Consider the following 19,996-nt stretch of genomic DNA (forward strand, 5'->3'; position numbering starts at 1 on the left):
TCGTGAGCCAAAGCGGGATCACGGGGGCTTCACACCCAAGCGCGGTTCGGCCGAGCGCTCGTGGGGGGTTCCCAGCTTCATTCGTCGAAAGTGATGGCGGGGCGGCCGCGGCGTCGCTTGCGAGCCGTTGTGGCAATCAAGGCCGCCGATGCGAGGCTGGCCCGGCCGCAACGAGACGGACGGACCGATATTGACAAAAATTTCTGTCAATGCGATCTCGCTCCCATGGACGACCTTGCCGTCATCGACACCGCCGCCGTCGCGACCGTCGCGCTGGATCCCGTAAAGACCCGTCTGCTCGCCCAACTCTCCGCACCGGCCTCCGCCGCATCGCTGGCCGGGCGAGTGGGCCTCACACGCCAAAAGGTGAACTATCACCTGCGCGCCCTGGAGGATCACGGGCTGGTCGAGGCGGCCGAGGAACGCCGCTGGGGTGGCCTGACCGAGCGGTTGGTGGTCGCGACCGCGTCGTCCTACGTCATTTCGCCGTCGGCGCTCGGCTCAATCGGCGCCGATCCTTCCCGCAATAGCGACCGCCTATCAGCCAGCTATCTCATAGCCCTGGCCGCTCGCGTCGTCCGTGAGGTCGGCGATCTGTGGCGCAACGCCCGGCAGAGCGAGAAGCGTCTTGCTACGCTGTCGATCGACACCGTCATCCGCTTCCGGTCGCCCGCCGACCGCGCCGCCTTCACGGCCGATCTCGCCAGCGCCGTCGCGACGCTTGCGGCGCGCTATCATGACGAACGTGCGCCGGGCGGGCGGCCGCACCGGCTGGTGGTCGCGTCTTATCCGGCGCCTTCCGAGGCCCACTGCTGAAAGGATAGCTTCATGCCCATCAAGAAGGACGAAAACGGCACGCGCTGGGTCGAGATGAACCTGATTGTGCCCGGCACGCCCGAGCAGGTGTGGCAGGCGATCGCAACCGGGCCAGGCTATGCGGCCTGGTTCACGCCGGCGACGATCGAGGAGCGCGTCGGTGGAGCGATCCGCTTCGACATGGGCGAGAATGGCGAATCCCGGGGCGAGGTGACCGCCTGGGAGCCGCCCCTGCGGTTCGGCTATGTGGAGCGCGATTGGGCCGAGGGCGCGCCCCCTCTCGCCACCGAAATCACGGTGACGGCCAAGTCGGGAGGCCGCTGCCTGGTCCGCATGGTCCACTCGCTATTCGCCTCGACGGACGAGTGGGACGACCAGATGGAAGGATTTGAAGGCGGCTGGCCCGCCTTCTTCGAGGTGCTGCGCCTTTATCTCTCGCATTTCGCCGGCATGGAAGCGGCCGTTGCTTCCGCCATGACGCGCTTCGAAGCGCCGCAGCTCGAAGTCTGGAAGAGGATGACCGAACGGCTGGGGCTTGCCGGAGTCGATGCCGGCGAGAGAAGGACGACCCCGCAAACACCGGAGAGGCTGTCGGCGATCGTCGAGCGCATGGAGCAGGACAACAGGCAGCGCTATGTTCTGCTGCGGCTGACCGAACCTACCCCGGGCATCGCGCTGTTAGGGACTTACGGCGTCGACAATGCCGTCAATGCCAGCCTGGCCTTCTATCTGTATGGCGAGGAGGCTGGAGCGCGCGCGGCGGCGAGCGAACCGGCATGGCGCGACTGGCTCGCGAAACTCGTGACGCCTTGAGCGGTTGAGAACCAGAACGTGCGGGACGGCAATGGAGCCGCCCCATGCACCCGCCGTCCATGCGAAGCTTCTCAGTGGAATGGTGGAGCCGAGGGGGATCGAACCCCTGACCTTCGCAATGCCATTGCGACGCTCTCCCAGCTGAGCTACGGCCCCGAACCTTTTCGCCATCGCGTTGGGCCGCGATGGAATGAGCGGGAGCCGTGCCGAAGCACCGCGTCCCGCTCTGGTGATGCGCCGCATTTAGGGGACCCGGCGCTGGTCCGCAAGTAGCCCGATCAGAGGTCGGAGCAGATTGCCATCGGAGCCGTCCCGCGGCTCGCCGGACGGCTCAAACCTCCTCGTCGTCGTCGCCCGTCTTGGCGACCCCGATATCGTCGTCCCCGCCGAGATCGACCTCGTCGTCGGGATTTTCCTCGGCGTCGGTGTCGACGTCGATGTCGAGATCGTCGGCCGCGAGATCCGTATCCTCCTTCTCCACCTCCGCTTCGGGCTTGGCCGCCTCGAACGGCATCGGCTGCTTGGACTTGAGGACCGGTTCGGGATACCAGGAAACGCCGCAATTAAGGCAGTTTACCGGATCGTCCTTGCCGAGATCATAAAAGCGGGTCGCGCATTTCGGGCAGGTCCGCTTGGTGCCCCATTCAGGCTTCACCATGGGTGAAAGAACTCCGTTCTCGAACTGTTTGAAATGGGCGCCGCGACGACACGGGCCCGGTTGGCGCGCGCCTTGCCACATGGGTGTCGCGCTGTCAAAGCCGCGGGAAAGCGGGCCTGGCGCACCGGGAAAGCCGTTGCCCCTGACCGCCACAAGCCGATAGAGGCCGATCGATGAGACCATCGCCCGAAGCGGCGCCCGAGAGGCGGGCGCGCGCATGATCATCGCCGTCGACGGGCCCGCCGCGAGCGGCAAGGGAACGATTGCGCGCGCCCTGGCCGAGCATTTTTCCCTGCCGCACATGGACACCGGCCTCCTCTACCGGGCCGCCGCCCTGAACCTGCTGGGCATGGGCGGCGATCCCGAGAGCGAATTTGCGGCGGCGCGAGCCTGCGACCTTTCGCAGATCGACCTGGCCGACCCCGAACTCAGGAGCGAGACGGTGGGCGGGATCGCTTCTCGAATCTCCGCTTATCCACTCGTGCGCGAAGCTTTGCTCGAGCGGCAGCGCCGCTTCGCCGCCCAGCCGGGCGGGGCGGTGCTCGACGGCCGCGACATCGGCACGATCGTCGTGCCCCAGGCCGACGTGAAGCTGTTCGTCACCGCAAGCCCCGAAGTTCGGGCCCAGCGCCGTTTTGCCGAGCTCAAGCGCATCGGCCTCGACGTCCACCAGGCCGACGTCCTCGCCGACATTCGCGCCCGGGACGAGCGGGACGAGGGCCGCAGCGCGGCGCCGCTCCGAATGGCCGGGGATGCCTGTCTTATCGACACCAGCGCCATGGAGGTGGCGGCCGCCGTCGAAGCGGCGATCGCGGCCGTCGAGCGCGCGCGCGCGGGCCGCCGCCGCGACGACTGAGCCACTGGCCGCCCCCCCGGGCGGCAGGCCGGCGCGCCTTGCTCCTTGTGCCACTCTTGTCTATATGCCGGCGCGTCCAACGGGCGGTGACGCGCGTGGAAAGCCGAATCGGCATAGCGCGTAAGGGGCGGCGGCGCCGCCTCTTGACGCGCCTTTTTGCTTGAAGCCGGCCTCCAGGCGCCGCCTCGCGGACGCCGCACCGGTGCGAGGCCGTTGCGGCAACATCACTCTGGCCCGGCCCGCGCGCTTTCATGAAGATCACGCGGTGCGGACCGGTATTATGAAGGTATTGCACTTGGCCACTACGGCATTTCCGAGCCGCGACGATTTCGCGGCCCTCCTCAATGAATCCCTCGGCGGCGAGAATGAAGGCTTCGAAGGCCGCGTCGTCACCGGCACCGTCACCGGCATCGAGAACGACATGGCCGTCATCGACGTCGGCCTGAAATCCGAAGGCCGCGTCCCGCTGCGCGAATTCGCGGCGCCGGGCCAGAAGTCCGACCTCAAGGTCGGCGACACGGTCGAAGTCTATGTCGACCGAATCGAGAATCTTCACGGCGAAGCGATGCTGAGCCGCGACCGCGCCCGCCGCGAGGCCGCCTGGGACAAGCTCGAGACCGAATATGCCGCCGGCAACCGCGTCGAGGGCGTGATCTTCGGCCGCGTCAAGGGCGGCTTCACCGTCGATCTCGGCGGCGCCGTCGCCTTCCTGCCGGGCAGCCAGGTCGACATCCGCCCGGTCCGTGACGTCGGTCCGCTGATGGACCTTCCCCAGCCCTTCCAGATCCTGAAGATGGACCGCCGCCGCGGCAATATCGTCGTATCGCGCCGGGCCATCCTGGAAGAGACCCGCGCCGAGCAGCGTTCGGGCCTGATCCAGTCGCTGACCGAAGGCCAGGTGGTCGACGGTGTCGTCAAGAACATCACCGATTACGGCGCGTTCGTCGACCTGGGCGGCATCGACGGCCTGCTGCACGTCACCGACATCAGCTACAAGCGCGTCGGCCATCCTTCCGAGGTGCTGAACATCGGCGACACGGTGAAGGTGCAGATCATCCGCATCAACCGCGAGACCCAGCGCATCAGCCTCGGCATGAAGCAGCTCGAGAGCGATCCGTGGGAGGGCGCTTCCGCCAAATATCCGATCGGCGGCGTGTTCCAGGGCCGGGTCACCAACATCACCGAATATGGCGCCTTCGTCGAGCTCGAGCCGGGCATCGAGGGCCTGGTCCACGTCTCCGAGATGAGCTGGACCAAGAAGAACGTCCATCCGGGCAAGATCGTCTCCACCAGCCAGGAAGTCGAAGTGGCGGTGCTCGAGGTCGACGAGGAGAAGCGGCGGATCAGCCTCGGCCTCAAGCAGGCCCAGGCCAATCCGTGGTCGGCCTTCGCGGAGAAGCATCCGGTCGGCACCGAGGTCGAGGGCGAGGTCAAGAACGCCACCGAGTTCGGCCTGTTCGTCGGCCTGGACGGCGACGTCGACGGCATGGTCCACATGTCCGACATCGCCTGGGGCGTAACCGGCGAGGAAGCGCTGAACCTGCACCACAAGGGCGAGACGGTGAAGGCCGTCGTCCTCGACGTCGACGTCGAGAAGGAGCGGATCAGCCTCGGCATGAAGCAGCTCGAGCGCGGCGGCGTCGCCAAGGGCGGCACCGCCGGCGGCGGCGTCTCGAAGAACGAGACCGTCACCGTCACCGTCCTCGAGGTCCGCGACGGCGGGCTCGAAGTCCAGGTCGGCGACGACGGCCCGACCGGCTTCATCAAGCGCACCGACCTCGGTCGCGATCGCGACGAGCAGCGGCCGGAGCGCTTCCAGATCGGACAGAAGTTCGACGCGCTGGTGATCGGCTTCGACCGGTCCAAGAAGCCGAACTTCTCGATCAAGGCGCTGCAGATCGCCGAAGAGAAGCAGGCAGTGGCCCAGTACGGATCGTCGGATTCGGGCGCGAGCCTGGGCGACATCCTGGGCGAGGCGCTCAAGCAGAAGCAGGGTTGAGAACAAGCCGGCGGGCGGTCTTCGAGGCCGCCCGCCGCGCTTTCATCAAGCCAATCTCTAGCGCCTTTGAATTGCACGGATTTTCGATCGCCAGCGATATTGCATTTTGCACATTTCGGTGCGACTGTCCGCCTCGGCCGCTTCGGTTGCATGGGGACGCTGCGATTCCGACGGGGCCCCACGACAGAGGATTTTCGCTTTGAACAGGGGGGAGCCGTGATTCGGTCCGAACTCGTCCAGAAGCTTTGTGATGACCATCCCGATCTGACGCTCAAAGAGGTCGAGCGGGTCGTGTCTGCATTCTTCGATTCGATCATAGAGCAGCTGCAGAATGAAGGACGCGTCGAGCTTCGCGGCTTCGGCGCCTTCTCGACCCGCGGCCGCGACGCCCGCAAGGGCCGCAATCCACGCACCGGGGAGCCGGTCGACGTCTCCGCCAAGCGCGTGCCCTATTTCAAGCCGGGCAAAGAAATGCGCGAGCGCCTGAACGTCTGAGGGGCGCCGGGCCGCGCGGCACCACGCGCGCCTCATCCTTCCGTGATCCGTCGAGCGTCGCCTTGACGAATGCGTCGCCCCAGGGCGGCGGCTCCGATCGTCGGAGCCGCCACGGGCGCCCAGCCGAAGGGCGGCGCCGGGCGGATGCGGCGAGACGCTAACGGCTCGACGCTCGAAAATGCCTGCCCTGCCCGTTGGCCGCATTCCTCCGGAGGCCAAGAATGGCGGACCTCCGCCGTTCGCCGGAACGCTCGCCGCGCGGAAAGCGGAACCCCTGCCGCCCGACGGCGCGGCGGGAGCGAACCAGCCGGATCGGGATTTGCTCGCCTTCCGCGGTTCGCTGTGGCAGTGGCGGAGGCCCACGTGCGGACGTGGCGAAATGGTAGACGCTGCAGACTTCAATTGGAGTGCCCGGCCGGAAACGACCGGAGTAGAACCGCTCAAAGTCGGGGAACGCTAACAGGCTCGCGCCTCAGGCCAATCCCGAGCCAAGCCCCTCCCCTCCCGGGAAGCGGAAGGTGTAGAGACTGGACGGGCGGCGCCTAAGGCCGAAAGGCTAAGGCGAAGGGACAGTCCGGACCACGAACGCCCGGGCACTGCCGGGCGGCGGCGAAAGCCGAAGTGGGGTGAAAATCTGCTACCCGACAGGGTGTGCGGGTTCGAGTCCCGCCGTCCGCACCAAGACTCACGTCGAACGGTCAGCCAAAGCCGGTTCAGGACGGCGTTGCATCCAGGCCGGCGGGCGAGGCCCCGGGCCGGCGCGCACGAAGGTCGTCCGAGCCGACCCTCAACGGACCGCCCCTTGCGCAAGTGGCCCTCCATCACCATCTCGGTTGCATCGAGTTTCGGCCGAACGACATGGCCTCGCCGCTCAACAGCGTGCCTGACTAGCTACTTCTCTCCAGATCTCGACTTCACCGCCGCGCCACGGGCGCGGCTCGACGCACGCATGTTGAAAGGAATTCCCATGACCATAGGCACCGTAAAATGGTTCGACAGCCAGAAGGGCTTCGGCTTCATCCAGCCTGAAGACGACAGCAAGGACGTCTTCGTTCACATCAGCGCGGTAGAACGCGCAGGCATGACCGGCCTGAATGAGGGCCAGAAGCTCTCCTTCGAAATCGTAGCGGACGGCCGCAGTGGCAAGTCCGCCGCGGAGGAGCTCAGCGCAGCCTAAGCGGCGCCAAGCCCCTTGATCGGCCTGACCACGGATGTACTGGCAGGGCGATGACTTCGGCCCCGTGCCTGGCTCGCCAGGTGCGGGGCTTTTACAGACCTGGATATCCATGACTCCCGAACCGAATATCGCTTCACGCGGCGATCATGAGGACATCCTCTACCCGTCCGCCATCCCTTTCCTGCTGGTCCATCTCGGCTGCCTGGCTGCCTTCTGGACCGGGATCAGCTGGCCGGCGGTCGCCCTCTGCGTGACGCTTTACTGGCTCAGGATGTTCGCGGTCACTGCGGGCTATCACCGCTTTTTCTCGCACCGATCGTTCGCGACGGGGCGCCTGTTCCAGTTCATCCTGGCCCTTCTCGCCCAGAGCACGGCGCAGAAAAGCGTCTTGTGGTGGGCAGCCAAGCATCGGCACCACCACCTTCACTCCGATACGCCGCGCGACGTCCATTCGCCGCGGCATACCGGCTTTCTCTACAGCCATGTCGGATGGATCTTCTCGCGGCGGCATGACACCGCCGATCTCGGCCAGGTTCCCGATCTCGCGCGCTATCCCGAGCTTCGCTGGCTGCACAAGTTCGAGATCGCGCCCGCTCTCCTCCTCGCCGGCCTCTGCTTCCTGATCGCAGGATGGTCCGGCCTGGTGGTCGGGTTCCTGTGGAGCACGGTGCTCGTCTACCACGCCACCTTCTGCATCAACTCGCTCGCCCACGTGCGCGGCCGCAAGCGCTATGTGACCGGCGACGATTCCCGCAACAATCTGCTGCTGGCGCTGATGACCATGGGCGAAGGCTGGCACAACAATCATCACGCTTATCCGAGCAGCGTCCGCCAGGGCTTCCGCTGGTGGGAGATTGACGTCACCTGGTACGTCCTGAAGATGCTCGCCGGACTCGGAATCGTGTGGGACCTGAAATCGCCGCCCCGACGCGTGCTGCGCAACGAGCATCGACTCGGCACGCGCACCATCCAGCGAACGGCCGAGCAACTCGCCATGCGCTTCGACCCCGAGCGCATCGCCCAGTCGATCGCCTCGACGCTTCACCCGCCCGAGCTGTCCGCGCTGCGGCACGCGCTCGCCCATGCCCGCGATCGCGCCGGCGAGACGCTGGCCGGCCTGCATGCGCCGCACGTGCCCAGCCGCGCCGAACTCACGGCCCAGGCGAAGGCGATGTTCGCGAGGACCCCATCGCTCGACGATATCGTCGAGCGCGGCCACGAGCTGCTCCTGGCGGCGATCGGCAGCCACCTCATGGCTTCGCCCGTCAAGGCCTGAGGGTTCAACTCCGCCGCGACGCGCGTCATGGCGCGAACGGAGATGCCTTAGCGGCCGCCCTCCCGGTCCATGCCCTCGATCAGCGCGCGGGCCATTGCGGATAGGAGTCTGGCCGGCTTTTCCTCTTCCTGAAACTGCCCGCTGACGAAGGCGCCGTTGATCACGAGCGCGAGCTGTGCGGCAAGCGCGTCGGGACGGGCCGCGCCCATCCTTTCCAAAATCCTCTTCACGCGTTGCCGCAGCTCGGCCTTGTGGGCGGCCGCAACGGCGCGAGCAGGATGGCGGCGATCCGAAAATTCGGCCGCGACGTTCAGCTGCGGGCAGCCGCGATAGTTCGGCCGTCGGATCCGTTCTTCGATCCATTCGAGATGAGCCTCGAGCTCGGCAGCGGGATCGCCTTGGTGAGCGGCCGCCACGCTGTCCCAGTGGCGCCAGAAGTCCTCGTCCTCGCGCCTCAGGAATGCCTCGACCAGATCGTCCTTGGAGGCGAAGTAACGATAGAGGCTGGTCTTGGCGACGCCGGCCCGCGCCACGATCAGATCGACTCCGACCGCCCGGACGCCTTCACGGTAAAATAGGTTCGCCGCCGTCTCGAGAATATGGTCCCGAAGCTCGGCGCCTTTTGCGGGCCGGCCAGGAGCATCGGGACCTGATGTCTTTGTCATCGAGCCCCCGAGTTATGGTGCGCACCTGATACAGACAAGTCTGTTGCTGCTCGTCCAGAATTTTCAACGCCGATCACGAAGCTCCTGGACGGGTGCGCCGGCGGTAGCCGCGTTCAGGATCATGCCGGAGCCGGCGACGACGCCAACGTCTCCGCCACCCGGGAAAATCTCGTTCCGGACGCCGCATCGGAAGAGAGGTGCCGGACTTTATCTGGATGGGGCGGCCACCATGGAGGCGGAGGGGTCCGCCTGTCGTTCGAACAGCAGATCGTTCGCGTCGGCCGCTTCCGCCCGCGAGCGTCGCCGAAAGCCCTGCCTCTCGAGGAGCGCGATCGAGGCCTTGTTGTCCGGATGCACGGTGGCCCTGAGCGGATCGATGCCGCGTTCGGTCGCGAAATCGACCAGAGCGGCGAGAAGCTCGCGCCCGAGCCCCCGGTTCCAGAACGGTCGGGCCAAGCCGTAAATGAGCTCTTCGCCGCCTTCGTCCGGGCGGGCCATCCCGGCCCAACCTATCAGCCTGCCCGAAGGCCGTTCCACCACGGCGCCGGTCCCGTAGCCGTGGAGCCGGAGATTGCGCCGCGAATTGCGGACCCAGAGCGCCGCATCGGCGCGGCTGAGCGCACGTCCGTCGTCGACATAGCGGCGCACGTCGGGATCGGCGAACAGGTCCACGAGAGCGTCCACGTCCTCATCCTCGAACGGGCGGACGAAGAGCCTCGCCGTCTCGAGCTGCGCATCCTGTATCATGTGGTCCTCCCATCCGGCGCAGCGGCCCGATCCGCCGGCTGCGGCGCGGGAGAAGGCCGCGGCGACGCCGGCCACGAGCCCCCCGATGCTCCCAATCGATGCCGGTGGCCGAAGTCGCTCCCGGACTGTTCCTATGGTCGGCCTGCGGATTGCAGCGCAAGTCGTGACGCGCCGCTTGTCCCACGCGGACATTCGAGTGGAGCCCTCAGGCGGCGGCGAGATCCAGCGTCAGGAGATCCGGAGCCAGCGCCTCGAGAAAGGCCCGCGCTTCGAAGGCGGCGCCCGGCGCAAGTGCGCCCGACGCCTTCGACTCGCCGCGGAGGATGCGCTCGACGGCTTCGCAGACCAAGGGCGCCGAGAAGGCGTAGATATCCTGGCCCGACGCGGCGAGGCGCCGCTCCCGGCCCGAGCGGCGGACAATCGCCTCGACGAGGAAGCGCTGCGCCGAACGGCCGGTTTCGTCGGCTGGCTCCGGAGGCGGCGTGGCGGGATCGCGGACGTCGCGAAGGGCGGTACCATTGAGATAGGTGTGAAGCTCGGCGGTCCGAACGTGCTGCGAGATCAGGACGATCTCCGAGAAGGGAAGTTCGATCATCCCCTGCCGATGGAATGGTGGCGGGAATTCCCAGTCCATCTCGGCGGGAGGCGAAGGCAGCGGTTCGAGCCGGCCATCGGCAACGACCAGGCGCCGCGCCGTGTTTCGCTCGCCGGTGATTCGCGTTCCCTTCGTGGGGTGCCAGCTGTCCAGCGCGATGCCGATCCGGATCTCGTCGGCACCCTCCCATTCGTCGAGGGCCGCCGTCACAAGCAGGTCGGCTAATCCGCCGTAGAAGCCCATCGCCGGCATCACGACCAGACCGGCGTCCCGCGCAGGTGCGTCAAACCGCTCGAAGATCGCGCGGGCGCTCGGCTGCTCCGCCGTGACGTCCAGATAATGCGCCCCGGCGCGAAGCGCCGCGGCGGCCACCGCGTCGGCCGTCTCCAGGAAGGGCCCGGCGCAATTCACCACCGCTGCGACGCCTGCGAAGGCGCGGTCGAGCGAGGCCGGATCGTCGAGCGAAGCTTCGTGGATCGCCATTCCCCGCCGGGCAAAGCCGAGCCCCTCAAGCTTCGCTGAACTCCGCCCGACCGCGACCGGCGTCAGCCCGCGCCGCTCCAGCTCCGACACCAGGAAGCGGCCGGTATGTCCGTTGGCGCCGAAGATGGCGACTCGCCCTTGCTCGGACGACTTGCGGGTCAGAAGATCCACCTCATTCTCCTTCGATACAGACCTGTCTGTTCTGTAGATACAGACAGGTCTGTATCGCGTCAACAGGAGCGATTGCGCGAGGAGCCAGAAAAGGACCGCGCACAACGTGGACTTCGGCTCGGCCCGGCCGCTCACGCTCGCGAGCGCTTCAGCACCCTTTCGCGTCGGCTATGCGCCGATCTGCGCGCAACGGGCCGCCTGAGCGGGAGCATCGCGGCGGGCGCCGGCCAGCCGGGCCGTAACGAGAGCGAGCCCGCCAGCGACGAGCGCCAAGCCGGCAGTGGCCCAGCCGGTGGAGCCAAGCCCCCATCGATGCACCACCATCCCCCCGGCCAACGCGCCGAGCGCGATTCCGAGATTGGCGGAGGCAATGTTCATGGCCATGGCAAAGGCCGGCGCCCGGCCTCCAGCCAGAGTCACCCGGACCTGGCAGAGCGCCACACCCGCCGTGTGAGCGGCTCCCCAGGGCACCAGAAGCGCAAGAACCACGCCCGGCCCTGCCCCGCTTCGAGTGGCGGCGAGAACCGAAGCGGCAAGCAGTGCGAGGCAGGCGACCGTCGCGCCGAGCGGAGCGCGGTCCGCGATTCGAGCCACATAGGCGTTGCCGATGAGCCCGACGCCGCCGAACGCCGTCAAAGCGAGGGCGAGCGAGAGACCTTCGAGCCCGGCGAGCGCCCCAAGCAGGGCAGCGATATAGGTGTAGGCGGCAAACATGGCGGCGAAGACCGCGACGGAGAGCAGGAGGTGGCTGACGAACAGGGGCCGCGCGAGGAGGCCGAGCTGCTCCCGGATCGATGGTGCCGACGACCGGCCGACCGCAGGGAAACCGACGACGACCAATCCCGCCGTCGCCAAAGCAAGCAGGGCCAGCACGGCGAAAGCGGGAGCCCATGCGCCGCTGCCGACCAGCGCGACTCCGGCCGGCATCGCCAGGACGAGGCCGATGGCGAAGCCGAGATTGGCGAGCGCGAGCGCGCGGCCGCTTCGCCCGGGCGGCGCGAGCGCCGTCACGACCCTGGCTCCTGCACCGAGGAATACGGGGAGGGCAGCGCCCTGAACGATGCGTATCGCGATCAGCACCATGAAGTCGGGAACGAGGATCGAGGCGATATTGCCGGCGGCAAACAGGAGCAGGGTCCCGGCCAGGAGCCGGCGCGGCGGCTGACCGGCGAGCGCAAGCATGCACAGCGGACCGGCCACTGCCGCCGATAAAGCGAAGGCGCCGACCAGATGCGCGGTCTCCGCAAGCTCCAAGCCGAGGTCGCGAGAGAGGATCGGGAGCAAGCCGACGACGATGAACTCCGTCGCGACGATGACCGCGCCTCCGATTGCCAGGAGCCACAATGCGCGGCCCAGCGCGGCTGCGCGGGCCGCCTCGGTCATGCGTTGGCTCCTCCGTCGATCGTCAAGCCGGCGCCGTTGATCGAGCGCCCTTCCGGCCCGACGACGAACGCCACCAGTGCGGCGATGTCGTCGGCGCTTCCGTAGCGCGGGATCGCCATGCGGGCGCGCTGCGCCTCGGCGCCCGGGCCCTCGGCGGGGTTCATGTCCGTGTCGGTCGAGCCCGGATGGACGAGATTGACGGTAATGCCCCGCGGACCGAGATCGCGTGCCAGTCCCTTCGTCCAGCCGATCAGCGCCGCCTTGCTCAGCGCGTAGAGGCTTACGTCCGGCTCGGTGACGCGTTCGGCCAGGTTGCTGCCGATCGAGACGATCCGCCCCCCTTCGCCCATGTGCGCAGCCGCGGCCTGGCTGGCAATCACGACCGCCCTGACGTTGACCGCCAAAGTGGCATCGATGTCCTCGAGGCTGAGCTCGGCAAGCGGCCCGCCGCGGAAGATGCCGGCATTGTTGACCAGAATGTCGAGCCCGCCAAACGCCCCCGCCGCATCGTTCACCGCACGGCGTATGGCCGCAGGATCGCCGGCGTCCGACTGGAGGACGAGCGCGCGCCGGCCGGCCGCCTCGATGTCCCTCCCGACCGCCTCGCCGCGGTCGGCGGACCGCTCGTAGGTGATGGCGACGTCGGCGCCGTCACGCGCGAGCCGGCGCGCTATCGCGGCGCCGATTCCGCGGCTGGCGCCGGTGACGAGCGCACGTTTTCCGAGCAGAGGAAGGCGGTCGGTCATCGTGGAAGATCCTTTTCTGTAGTGATCGATACAGATCACGTGCCAAGGTTGCCCCGGCCCGTCAAGTGAATTATGTATCAACCGATACAGATTGGATGGCAGATGGCGGAACGCGGGCGACGACGCAGCTTCGACAAGGACGTGGCGCTGGCCCGCGCGATGGAGCTGTTCTGGGACAAGGGCTATGAAGGGGCGTCGATCAGCGATCTGACCCAGGCGATGGGGATCGCTCCGCCGAGCCTCTATGCCGCCTTCGGCAGCAAGGAGGCGCTGTTCCGCGAGGCGCTCAATCTCTACGGCACAACCGAAGGCGTCGAGATCTGGGCCGCGGTCCACGCCGCCCCCACGGCTTACGAGGCCGTCGCGGGATTTCTTCTGGAGACGGCGCGCGTCTTCACCCGGCCGGGCAAGCCGCCGGGCTGCCTCGTCGTCCTTTCGGCGCTTCACGCCACCGAAAGCTGCGAGACGGTGCGCAGCGAGCTCGTGCGACTGCGTCGGGAAGCGATCGACGACATGGCCAATCGCCTCCGCGACGGCATCAGCGCGGGAGAGCTCCCGCAAGACAGTGACGTCCAGGCTCTGGCGAGCTTCTACGTGACGGTGCAGCAGGGCATGTCCATCCAGGCGCGCGACGGGGCTTCGGAAGCCGAGCTGCGCGCGATCGCGCACGCCGCTCTCGCGGCCTGGCCGGGGCGCCGCGACGAGCGATCGGGGCCCGATCGGTAGAAGCTCGGCCGCCGGTGACTCGGCGGCGCGCGGCCGAGGAACCCCGGCTAATCCTGCGTGTCGCCCGAGAGCGGCGTTGCGCGCATCGAAGGCCGGGCGGCGAAGCGATCGAGCCAGCCGCTCAGCCGCGGCCGGCCGTCTCGGAAGTCCGGCAGATCGCGAAACGCAATCCAGCTCAGGGCCGTGGCCACGGCGACATGGCCGACATGAAGCGGCGCCTCGGGATCCAGCTCGCGCTCCAGCCAATCGTAGCTCGCCACGAGCTTCTCGGCATAACCGTCGCCAAGCGGCGGGTAGCGAAGCGGCTCGGGGCGACGGACGGTCTCCCACCGGAGCGCGATTCCGGCCTCGCACACACCCTGGGCCACTGCCTGCATGGTCAAGGCCTGCCATCGCCGCGCGCCCGTCTCCGGGATCAGCTTCCTTCCCTCGTTCAGGCTGTCGAAAAAGGCGCAGATCACATCCGAATCGAAGATCGGAGCCTGTCCGGGGCGCACCAGCACCGGCACCTTCCCCAGCGGATTGTGGGCGAAGACGGCCTCGTTGCGGTTGGTCGGGCTGGTCTCCTGGTGGACCACCTCGAGCCTGTCGGCGAGGCCCACCTCGTGGGCGAAGACCAAGGCCTTTCGGGCATAAGGGGAGTGGGTCTGGTAGAGAAGCTTCATCATGGGTCTCACTGGCTGTCGTGAAGGAGGTGCGCGAGCGCGGAGACGAGCCGCCGTGCGGTCGGGAGGTGAAGGAATTCGTTGGGTCCGTGAGCGTTGGACTGCGGGCCAAGCACGCCGGTGACGACGAACTGGGTCGCTGGATAGAGCGAGCCCAACATGGACAGGAACGGGATTCCCCCGCCTCCGCCCATGAAGGCGCAGGACCGGCCGAATGCTCCGATCGAGGCGGCCTCCAGGCTCGTCCGGAGCCATTGAGCGAGCGGCGGCGCGTGCCAGCCGGGGGAGACGAGCTCGGCGCGAAATTCGACCCGTGCCCCATAGGGAGGTTGTGCCTCGAGCAGCGCCTTCACTTTCTCCGCCGCCGCTTGCGCGTCCAGCGTCGGCGGAAGCCTGAGACTCACCTTGAGGGCAAGCCACGGGTGCATGACGGCCGCGGCATCGGCGATCGACGGCAGGCCGTCCATTCCGGTGATCGCGAGTTGGGGCCGCCAGGCGCGGTTGAGCGCGAGCTCCGCAGCATCGTCGGCGACCGGCCGAACGCCGTCCAGGAACGGCAACGGCCTGTAGAGCATGGACCCGAGCAGGAGGCCGGCGCCACGCGCCTGCTCGCGCCGCTCGGCCGGGATCTCGACCTGAAGGTCCGCGAGGCGGACTTCACCCGTGCCCGGGTCCTCCAGCCGCGAAAGCAGGGTCCTGGCGATCCGGAACGGCGATGCGACCAGGCCGGAGGCGTCGCCCGAATGGACGCCTTCGGCGAGCACTTCCACCGTCAGTGTGCCGGCCACCTGGCCGCGCAGCGAGGTCGTCGACCAGAGCCGCTCGTAATCCCCACATCCGGCGTCGAGCGCAACAACGAGGCCAGGATTTCCGATTCGCTCCTCGAGCTGGTCTATATAGTGGGGAAGATCGCCGCTGCCGGACTCCTCGCAGGCCTCGATGAGGATACGGCAGGGCGGATGCGCCAGGCCTTGCTCGCGCAAGGCCAGGAGCGCGAGGATCGCGCCGAACAAGGCATAACCGTCATCGGCGCCTCCGCGGCCGTAGAGCCTCTCACCCTCGATCACGGGCGCCCAGGCGCTTCGCCCAGGGGCCCAGCCGTCCAGCGCCGGCTGCTTGTCCAGATGACCGTAGATCAGCACCGGCGCGCGGGCGTCGCCGGGCACGTCGATGAAAAGGACCGGCGTACGGCCGGGAAGCCGCACGACCTCGACGCGCGCCTCCGGTACCCGGGCGAGACGGCTTCGCGCCCAGCCGGCCATGAGGTCCACGGCACGCTGGATATGACCGCTGGTCTCCCAGCCCGGATCGAAGGCCGGGGACTCGCAGGGTATCGCCATATAGGCCAGGAGCGCCGGCATGACCTCGGCGTCCCAGGACCGGCTTACGAAGGCCTTCAGCTTTTCGACGTCCATGTTCCCACCTCGACTTGACGAGGCGCAGACTAGACGCGCAAGCGTACGTTCCTTCTGCAAGCTTTGCGGGTTTTGCGCCGAAATTCCGCGATTGCACGGCCCATCACGAGGATCTTCGCATGCAACTCGACCGCTTCGACCGCGAGCTGCTCAATCTGGTGCAGGACGATGCCGGGCAGACCGCGGAGCGCCTGGCGCAAGACGTGAACCTTTCTCCCTCTGCGATCCAGAGACGGCTGAAGCGCCTGCGGGAAGAAGGCGTGATCCAGCGCCAGTGCGCCGTGCTGGACCCGCGCAAGGTCGGCCGGCCGACCTTCTTCGTCGTCTCTCTCCAGGTGGAGCGCGAACGACCCGAGCTGCTGATCGAGCTTCGCCGATGGCTGTCGCGCGAGCCCCATGTGCAGCAGGCCTTCTACGTGACGGGAGAGGCCGATTTCGTCATCATCGTGACCGTCCCGGACACCGAAGCCTATGACGCGCTGATGTCGCGCCTGGTCAGCGACAATCCGAACGTGAAGAGGTTCACGACCAATGTCGCGCTGGGGGTGGTGAAGCGCGGTCTGTCGATACCCTTGCCGGTGGAGGACGACCGAGGCTAGCCGCTCACGAAAGGCGGACCCGGTGCCGAGATGGCCGGCCAGCGGCAGTCCCGCACGCCGACCGGGACATTGGGCGCCTCGTGGAACGGCTTTTCACCGCGGCAGGGGACTCCACCGCGCAATCCCCGCAACCGCTCGGCATAATTTGCGGCCCGGCGGCGGGACGATGATGCAGAATGGGCGCATGGACGAATTGAACGAACTCGAATTCGCCGCGAGCCCGCTCCTCGACCTGCCGCGGCTGGCGCGGCAAGCCCAGGTCGAGCGCGTCTTCGTCAAGGATGAGGGCACGCGCCCACTCGGCAACTTCAAGGTGCTCGGCGGGATGCTGGCGGGGCTAAGGGCGCTCGCCCGGGCGGGCGGCGATCGTTCGGTCTTGATCTGCGCGAGCGACGGAAATCACGGGCTCGCCGTGGCGGCCGCGGCACAGCGTGCCGGCGCCAACGCCCGCATCTATCTTCCGCGACACGCCTCGGTGCAGCGCGCGACCCGTATCGAAGCCATAGGCGGCGAGGTCGTCTGGATCGAAGGCAGCTACGACGATGCGGTGGACATGGCGGCGGCCGCGGCGGAGGCCGGCGAAGGGCTCCTGGTGCCGGACACGACCAGCCGGGCCTACGAACCGGCGGTCGCGGAGGTGATGGAGGGCTATGGCCGGATCTGCATGGAGCTGTCGGACCAGCTTCCCCTGCCGCCGACCCACCTCTTCGTCCAGGCCGGCGTCGGCGGGCTGGCGGCAGCCATGGCGGAGGGCCTGCGCGGACAAATGGCCGCACCGGGCAAAATCATCGTCGTCGAGCCGGAGAACGCCGCCTGTGTGGCCGCGGGCCTCGCCACGGGCAAGCCCGTCCGTATCGGCGGAGACCTCCTCAGCTGCGCGGAGATGCTGTCCTGCGGCCTTGCCTCGGCGCCCGCGCTGGAGATCCTGCTGCGCCACGCCGTCGATTCGATCTGTGTGGGAGAACCGGCGCTTCAAAGTGCGGTCGGCACCTTGCTGGCGGGTGGAGGCCCCCTCACCTCCCCTTCGGGCGCAGCCGGCCTCGCGGGGCTCGCCATGGTCGCGCATAGCCCCCGGCTGCGTAACGCGTTCGAGCTGGCGAACGATAGCCGTGTGCTCATCGTCGCGACGGAAGGCGCGCCGGCCTGAAGCCGTTCGGCAGGAGGGCGCGGCCAAAGCCGGCGGCGCGAGGCTGCTCCAGGAGCGCGAGCTGGTCGCCCGACCCCGGCGACCTAGAGCGGAACAAGGAGCGAACGGCCCTGCGGCTTCTCCAGCGAAGCCGTGGCAAAGCGCCGCTCAGGAGCCGGCGATTGGCGGGTCCGCCCTGGTTGCCGTCCATTCGCAGCTCTCGAGGCTGATCGGATCGAGGAACATGCCCCCCATCGTCAATCCGATCTGCCAACGAACCTGGGCATGGACGGGGCCGATCCCCGGGACGTCCAGGGTGACGTAGCTGCCGATCCGCACCGGAACGGCACATTCGGCCATGAAACCGCAGGTGGAGACATTCCGCACGCGCACCTCGACATCGTAGCGGTCGCCGGAGCGTAGCACGGCGTTCCCCGCGACAGGCGTGCGTGGCGAGCGCCGCGACTTGTACGCGGGGTCCCGGTCGGGCGCATCGGGCCTAGACGGCGGGTTCCAGTCCATTGCGGACTTTTACGCGCGAACTGGTGAAGGAGCCGTAAAACGCCCGGTCGGTTCGGGCGTGGCGTCGAATATCTCCGCACCGGGTCGAAATCGCGAGACAGGCCCTCTATTGAATGACCATGCCGTTCCGATGCCTGGTCCCCTTCGCCCTTTTCGCCTCGGCCTTCGCGCTTTCCGGGTGCGAGGAAAGGGCGACTGGACCATTGCGGGTGAGCGCCATCGGAGCGCCGCCCGAAATGGTCAATCCGAACCTGCAGCCGATGGACGCCGCATCGGCTTTCCTCCTCGAAGCGACGGCCCAAGGCCTGGTGCGCCTCGATGCCTCGGGCGAAGTCGAGCCGGCGCTGGCGCAGAGCTGGATCGTCTCGGACGACGGGCTACGCTACACGTTCAGAATCCGACAGGCCACGTGGGCAGACGGGAGCCGGGTGACCGCGGAGCAGGTTACGGCACGGCTGCTTGCGGCGGCGAGCCGTGCCAGCCGCAACCCGCTCAAGCCGGTGCTCGGCGCCATCGCCGAAGTCGAGGCGATGACCGACCAGGTGCTCGAGATCAGTCTGCAGGGGCCGCGGCCCAACCTGCTGCACCTGCTCGCGCAGCCCGAATTCGCGATCATGGTCGATGGCGGCGGCACCGGTCCCTACAGGGTCGCCGAAGCGGAGGACGGCGTGGTGCGCCTCGTTGCGATCCAGGGCGAGGAGGAGGAAGAGACGGTCCGACTTTCGGAAATCCTGCTGCGCGGCGAGGCGGCTGCCACGGCCGTTGCGCGCTTCGTCCAAGGCGAAGCCGACCTGGTAACCGGCGGCACGATCGGAACGCTCCCTCTTCCCCGCGCCGCAGGCGCCGACGGCGGACAGCTCCAGTTCGATCCGGCGGCCGGCCTGCTCGGGCTGGAGTTCCGATCTGCCGAGGGGCCACTCGCCGATCCGGCCGTTCGTGCCGCGATGAGCATGGCGGTCGATCGCGAGTCGCTGGTCTCGGCCCTCGCGGTGCCGACGCTCCAGCCGATCACATCGATCCTTCCGCCGATCACCGGAGACGCGCCGCGGCCGGTCCTGCCGGTCTGGGCGCTGTCGTCCATGCCGATGCGTCGCGAACTCGCCGCACGCACCATAGCCGCTCTCGAAGCCCGACCCAGGATACGCGTCGCGATGCCCGACGAGCCGGGCTACCGGCTCCTGTTCGCGCACTTGCGGCGGGACTGGCGGCTGATCGGGATCGAGGCGGAACGCGTGGGTCCCGACGAGACGGCGGAGCTGAGGCTGGTAGACGCCGTAGCGCCCGCGCGGCTCTCCAGCTGGTATTTCCGACGCTTCACCTGCGAGGCAGGGCCGGTCTGCGATGCCGAGGCCGACGCGGCGCTCGAAGCGGCACGGATGGCGCCGACCACCGCGCAGCGGCGCATGCAGCTCAACCTTGCCGAGCGAGTCCTGACCGGACTCACCCCCTACATTCCGCTCACGACGCCGGTCCGCTGGTCGCTCGTCGCGCCCCGGCTGACCGGATTCAGGCCCAATCCGTTCGCGCACCACCCCGCCGGCACACTGATCGCACAGGAGTTCTGACCATGGCGATCAGTCCCAAGGATTTCGAGCGTGTCGCAAGGGACCTGCCGATCGGGCGGGACCCGGCGTCGGTGCGGCGCCGTATCGTGGCGGTCGAGGCCCTCCTCGAGCGCGCCTTCGCGGTGCCCGGAACCAGCCGCCGGATCGGCCTGGATGCCATCCTAGGCCTGGTCCCGGTGATCGGCGACCTGATCGCGGCAGCGCTGGGCGCCTGGATGATCTGGGAAGCCCGCAACCTCGGGATGTCCAAATTCCATATCGCGCGGATGACCGGCAACATCGCCTTCGATACCGTGGTCGGAGCGGTGCCGCTGCTCGGCGACGCCTTCGACGTACTGTTCAGGTCGAACACGCGCAACGTCCGCATCGTCAAGCGCTGGCTCGACAAGCACCATCCCGAGGCGCCCACCATCGAAGGCGAGGTGCTCGAGCGTCGGGAGGTCTGACGGGGCCTGGATCCGAGGCTTCAATTCCGGCATTTCAGTTGCGGAATATCAA

21 protein-coding genes and 1 tRNA gene are annotated in these 19,996 nt (G+C 67.9%); 12 read left to right on the forward strand and 10 right to left on the reverse strand.

Features of this window, described 5'->3' with window-relative positions; genetic code table 11:
* The first annotated feature begins 225 nt into the window (after positions 1-225).
* Together EKM57_RS00390 and EKM57_RS00395 are read left to right on the forward strand one after the other, a co-directional pair.
* Positions 226-816 carry a helix-turn-helix domain-containing protein gene (locus tag EKM57_RS00390; protein WP_129790494.1) on the forward strand — a complete coding sequence of 197 codons (591 nt, stop codon included), beginning with the start codon at positions 226-228 and terminating at the stop codon, positions 814-816.
* Between the two features lie 12 nt (positions 817-828).
* Positions 829-1,629 (forward strand): SRPBCC domain-containing protein, encoded by an 801-nt coding sequence (locus EKM57_RS00395; protein WP_129790495.1) that lies wholly within the window; start codon positions 829-831, stop codon positions 1,627-1,629.
* 80 nt (positions 1,630-1,709) lie between these two features.
* Here EKM57_RS00395 and EKM57_RS00400 read toward each other — a convergent pair.
* Positions 1,710-1,785 (reverse strand) — tRNA-Ala (locus EKM57_RS00400).
* Positions 1,786-1,960: 175 nt separating this feature from the next.
* A complete protein-coding gene (locus EKM57_RS00405; protein WP_129790496.1) occupies positions 1,961-2,287 on the reverse strand; it encodes a TIGR02300 family protein in 327 nt (108 codons plus the stop codon).
* A gap of 217 nt (positions 2,288-2,504) precedes the next feature.
* Here EKM57_RS00405 and cmk point away from each other — a divergent pair, with 217 nt between their 5' ends.
* From cmk to EKM57_RS00430, 5 genes are all read left to right on the forward strand, one after another.
* A complete protein-coding gene (cmk, locus tag EKM57_RS00410) occupies positions 2,505-3,143 on the forward strand; it encodes a (d)CMP kinase (RefSeq protein WP_129790497.1) in 639 nt (212 codons plus the stop codon).
* Between the two features lie 295 nt (positions 3,144-3,438).
* Positions 3,439-5,142, forward strand: coding sequence for a 30S ribosomal protein S1 (gene rpsA, locus EKM57_RS00415; protein ID WP_129790498.1), 1,704 nt, complete (start codon positions 3,439-3,441; stop codon positions 5,140-5,142).
* Positions 5,143-5,358: 216 nt separating this feature from the next.
* The gene (locus EKM57_RS00420; protein ID WP_129790499.1) at positions 5,359-5,637 is read left to right on the forward strand and encodes an integration host factor subunit beta; all 279 of its coding nucleotides are present in this window, start codon (positions 5,359-5,361) and stop codon (positions 5,635-5,637) included.
* 967 nt (positions 5,638-6,604) lie between these two features.
* Positions 6,605-6,814 (forward strand): cold-shock protein, encoded by a 210-nt coding sequence (locus tag EKM57_RS00425; RefSeq protein ID WP_165357123.1) that lies wholly within the window; start codon positions 6,605-6,607, stop codon positions 6,812-6,814.
* 109 nt (positions 6,815-6,923) lie between these two features.
* Complete coding sequence (locus tag EKM57_RS00430; protein ID WP_129790500.1) at positions 6,924-8,090, forward strand: acyl-CoA desaturase; 1,167 nt, start codon at positions 6,924-6,926, stop codon at positions 8,088-8,090.
* A gap of 47 nt (positions 8,091-8,137) precedes the next feature.
* On the opposite strand, the gene EKM57_RS00435 is transcribed toward EKM57_RS00430, so the two are convergent.
* From EKM57_RS00435 to EKM57_RS00455, 5 genes are all read right to left on the reverse strand, one after another.
* The gene (locus EKM57_RS00435) at positions 8,138-8,755 is read right to left on the reverse strand and encodes a TetR/AcrR family transcriptional regulator (RefSeq protein WP_129790501.1); all 618 of its coding nucleotides are present in this window, start codon (positions 8,753-8,755) and stop codon (positions 8,138-8,140) included.
* A gap of 207 nt (positions 8,756-8,962) precedes the next feature.
* Positions 8,963-9,577, reverse strand: a complete 615-nt coding sequence (locus EKM57_RS00440; protein ID WP_206185236.1) for a GNAT family N-acetyltransferase — start codon at positions 9,575-9,577, stop codon at positions 8,963-8,965.
* Positions 9,578-9,707: 130 nt separating this feature from the next.
* Positions 9,708-10,751 (reverse strand): trans-acting enoyl reductase family protein, encoded by a 1,044-nt coding sequence (locus tag EKM57_RS00445; protein ID WP_206185237.1) that lies wholly within the window; start codon positions 10,749-10,751, stop codon positions 9,708-9,710.
* Positions 10,752-10,919: 168 nt separating this feature from the next.
* Positions 10,920-12,134, reverse strand: coding sequence for an MFS transporter (locus EKM57_RS00450; RefSeq protein ID WP_129790503.1), 1,215 nt, complete (start codon positions 12,132-12,134; stop codon positions 10,920-10,922).
* Positions 12,131-12,880 (reverse strand): SDR family NAD(P)-dependent oxidoreductase, encoded by a 750-nt coding sequence (locus tag EKM57_RS00455; RefSeq protein ID WP_129790504.1) that lies wholly within the window; start codon positions 12,878-12,880, stop codon positions 12,131-12,133. Before EKM57_RS00455 ends, EKM57_RS00450 begins: the two co-directional genes overlap by 4 nt.
* Before the next feature lie 102 nt (positions 12,881-12,982).
* Here EKM57_RS00455 and EKM57_RS00460 point away from each other — a divergent pair, with 102 nt between their 5' ends.
* Positions 12,983-13,606: a TetR/AcrR family transcriptional regulator gene (locus tag EKM57_RS00460; RefSeq protein WP_129790505.1), complete on the forward strand. Its 624-nt coding sequence runs from the start codon at positions 12,983-12,985 to the stop codon at positions 13,604-13,606.
* Positions 13,607-13,653: 47 nt separating this feature from the next.
* Here the strand turns inward: EKM57_RS00460 and EKM57_RS00465 are convergent, their stop codons facing one another.
* The gene (locus EKM57_RS00465; protein ID WP_206185238.1) at positions 13,654-14,274 is read right to left on the reverse strand and encodes a glutathione S-transferase family protein; all 621 of its coding nucleotides are present in this window, start codon (positions 14,272-14,274) and stop codon (positions 13,654-13,656) included.
* Positions 14,275-14,279: 5 nt separating this feature from the next.
* Positions 14,280-15,686: a M20/M25/M40 family metallo-hydrolase gene (locus tag EKM57_RS00470; RefSeq protein ID WP_129790506.1), complete on the reverse strand. Its 1,407-nt coding sequence runs from the start codon at positions 15,684-15,686 to the stop codon at positions 14,280-14,282.
* 119 nt (positions 15,687-15,805) lie between these two features.
* Between EKM57_RS00470 and EKM57_RS00475 the strand changes: the two genes are divergently transcribed.
* The gene (locus EKM57_RS00475; RefSeq protein ID WP_129790507.1) at positions 15,806-16,285 is read left to right on the forward strand and encodes an Lrp/AsnC family transcriptional regulator; all 480 of its coding nucleotides are present in this window, start codon (positions 15,806-15,808) and stop codon (positions 16,283-16,285) included.
* 184 nt (positions 16,286-16,469) lie between these two features.
* Complete coding sequence (locus EKM57_RS00480) at positions 16,470-17,432, forward strand: pyridoxal-phosphate dependent enzyme (RefSeq protein ID WP_165357125.1); 963 nt, start codon at positions 16,470-16,472, stop codon at positions 17,430-17,432.
* Positions 17,433-17,579: 147 nt separating this feature from the next.
* On the opposite strand, the gene EKM57_RS00485 is transcribed toward EKM57_RS00480, so the two are convergent.
* On the reverse strand, positions 17,580-17,837 hold the full coding sequence (locus EKM57_RS00485; protein ID WP_129790509.1) for a hypothetical protein: 258 nt from the start codon (positions 17,835-17,837) through the stop codon (positions 17,580-17,582).
* Between the two features lie 209 nt (positions 17,838-18,046).
* On the opposite strand from EKM57_RS00485, the gene EKM57_RS00490 reads away from it, so the two are divergent.
* A complete protein-coding gene (locus tag EKM57_RS00490; RefSeq protein ID WP_129790510.1) occupies positions 18,047-19,498 on the forward strand; it encodes an ABC transporter substrate-binding protein in 1,452 nt (483 codons plus the stop codon).
* Between the two features lie 2 nt (positions 19,499-19,500).
* Positions 19,501-19,944: a DUF4112 domain-containing protein gene (locus EKM57_RS00495; protein WP_129790511.1), complete on the forward strand. Its 444-nt coding sequence runs from the start codon at positions 19,501-19,503 to the stop codon at positions 19,942-19,944.
* Positions 19,945-19,996 lie beyond the last annotated feature (52 nt).

Source organism: Sphingosinicella sp. CPCC 101087 (assembly GCF_004151485.1).
In the GTDB taxonomy this organism is placed as follows: domain Bacteria; phylum Pseudomonadota; class Alphaproteobacteria; order Sphingomonadales; family Sphingomonadaceae; genus Allosphingosinicella.

Coding starts and splice junctions, on each gene's coding strand:
- EKM57_RS00390 (WP_129790494.1), top strand. CDS start 226: ATGGACGACCTTGCCGTCATCGACACCGCCGCCGTCGCGACCGTCGCG.
- EKM57_RS00395 (WP_129790495.1), top strand. CDS start 829: ATGCCCATCAAGAAGGACGAAAACGGCACGCGCTGGGTCGAGATGAAC.
- EKM57_RS00405 (WP_129790496.1), bottom strand. CDS start 2,287: ATGGTGAAGCCTGAATGGGGCACCAAGCGGACCTGCCCGAAATGCGCG.
- cmk (WP_129790497.1), top strand. CDS start 2,505: ATGATCATCGCCGTCGACGGGCCCGCCGCGAGCGGCAAGGGAACGATT.
- EKM57_RS00425 (WP_165357123.1), top strand. CDS start 6,605: ATGACCATAGGCACCGTAAAATGGTTCGACAGCCAGAAGGGCTTCGGC.
- EKM57_RS00430 (WP_129790500.1), top strand. CDS start 6,924: ATGACTCCCGAACCGAATATCGCTTCACGCGGCGATCATGAGGACATC.
- EKM57_RS00435 (WP_129790501.1), bottom strand. CDS start 8,755: ATGACAAAGACATCAGGTCCCGATGCTCCTGGCCGGCCCGCAAAAGGC.
- EKM57_RS00450 (WP_129790503.1), bottom strand. CDS start 12,134: ATGACCGAGGCGGCCCGCGCAGCCGCGCTGGGCCGCGCATTGTGGCTC.
- EKM57_RS00455 (WP_129790504.1), bottom strand. CDS start 12,880: ATGACCGACCGCCTTCCTCTGCTCGGAAAACGTGCGCTCGTCACCGGC.
- EKM57_RS00460 (WP_129790505.1), top strand. CDS start 12,983: ATGGCGGAACGCGGGCGACGACGCAGCTTCGACAAGGACGTGGCGCTG.
- EKM57_RS00465 (WP_206185238.1), bottom strand. CDS start 14,274: ATGATGAAGCTTCTCTACCAGACCCACTCCCCTTATGCCCGAAAGGCC.
- EKM57_RS00470 (WP_129790506.1), bottom strand. CDS start 15,686: ATGGACGTCGAAAAGCTGAAGGCCTTCGTAAGCCGGTCCTGGGACGCC.
- EKM57_RS00475 (WP_129790507.1), top strand. CDS start 15,806: ATGCAACTCGACCGCTTCGACCGCGAGCTGCTCAATCTGGTGCAGGAC.
- EKM57_RS00480 (WP_165357125.1), top strand. CDS start 16,470: ATGGACGAATTGAACGAACTCGAATTCGCCGCGAGCCCGCTCCTCGAC.
- EKM57_RS00490 (WP_129790510.1), top strand. CDS start 18,047: ATGACCATGCCGTTCCGATGCCTGGTCCCCTTCGCCCTTTTCGCCTCG.
- EKM57_RS00495 (WP_129790511.1), top strand. CDS start 19,501: ATGGCGATCAGTCCCAAGGATTTCGAGCGTGTCGCAAGGGACCTGCCG.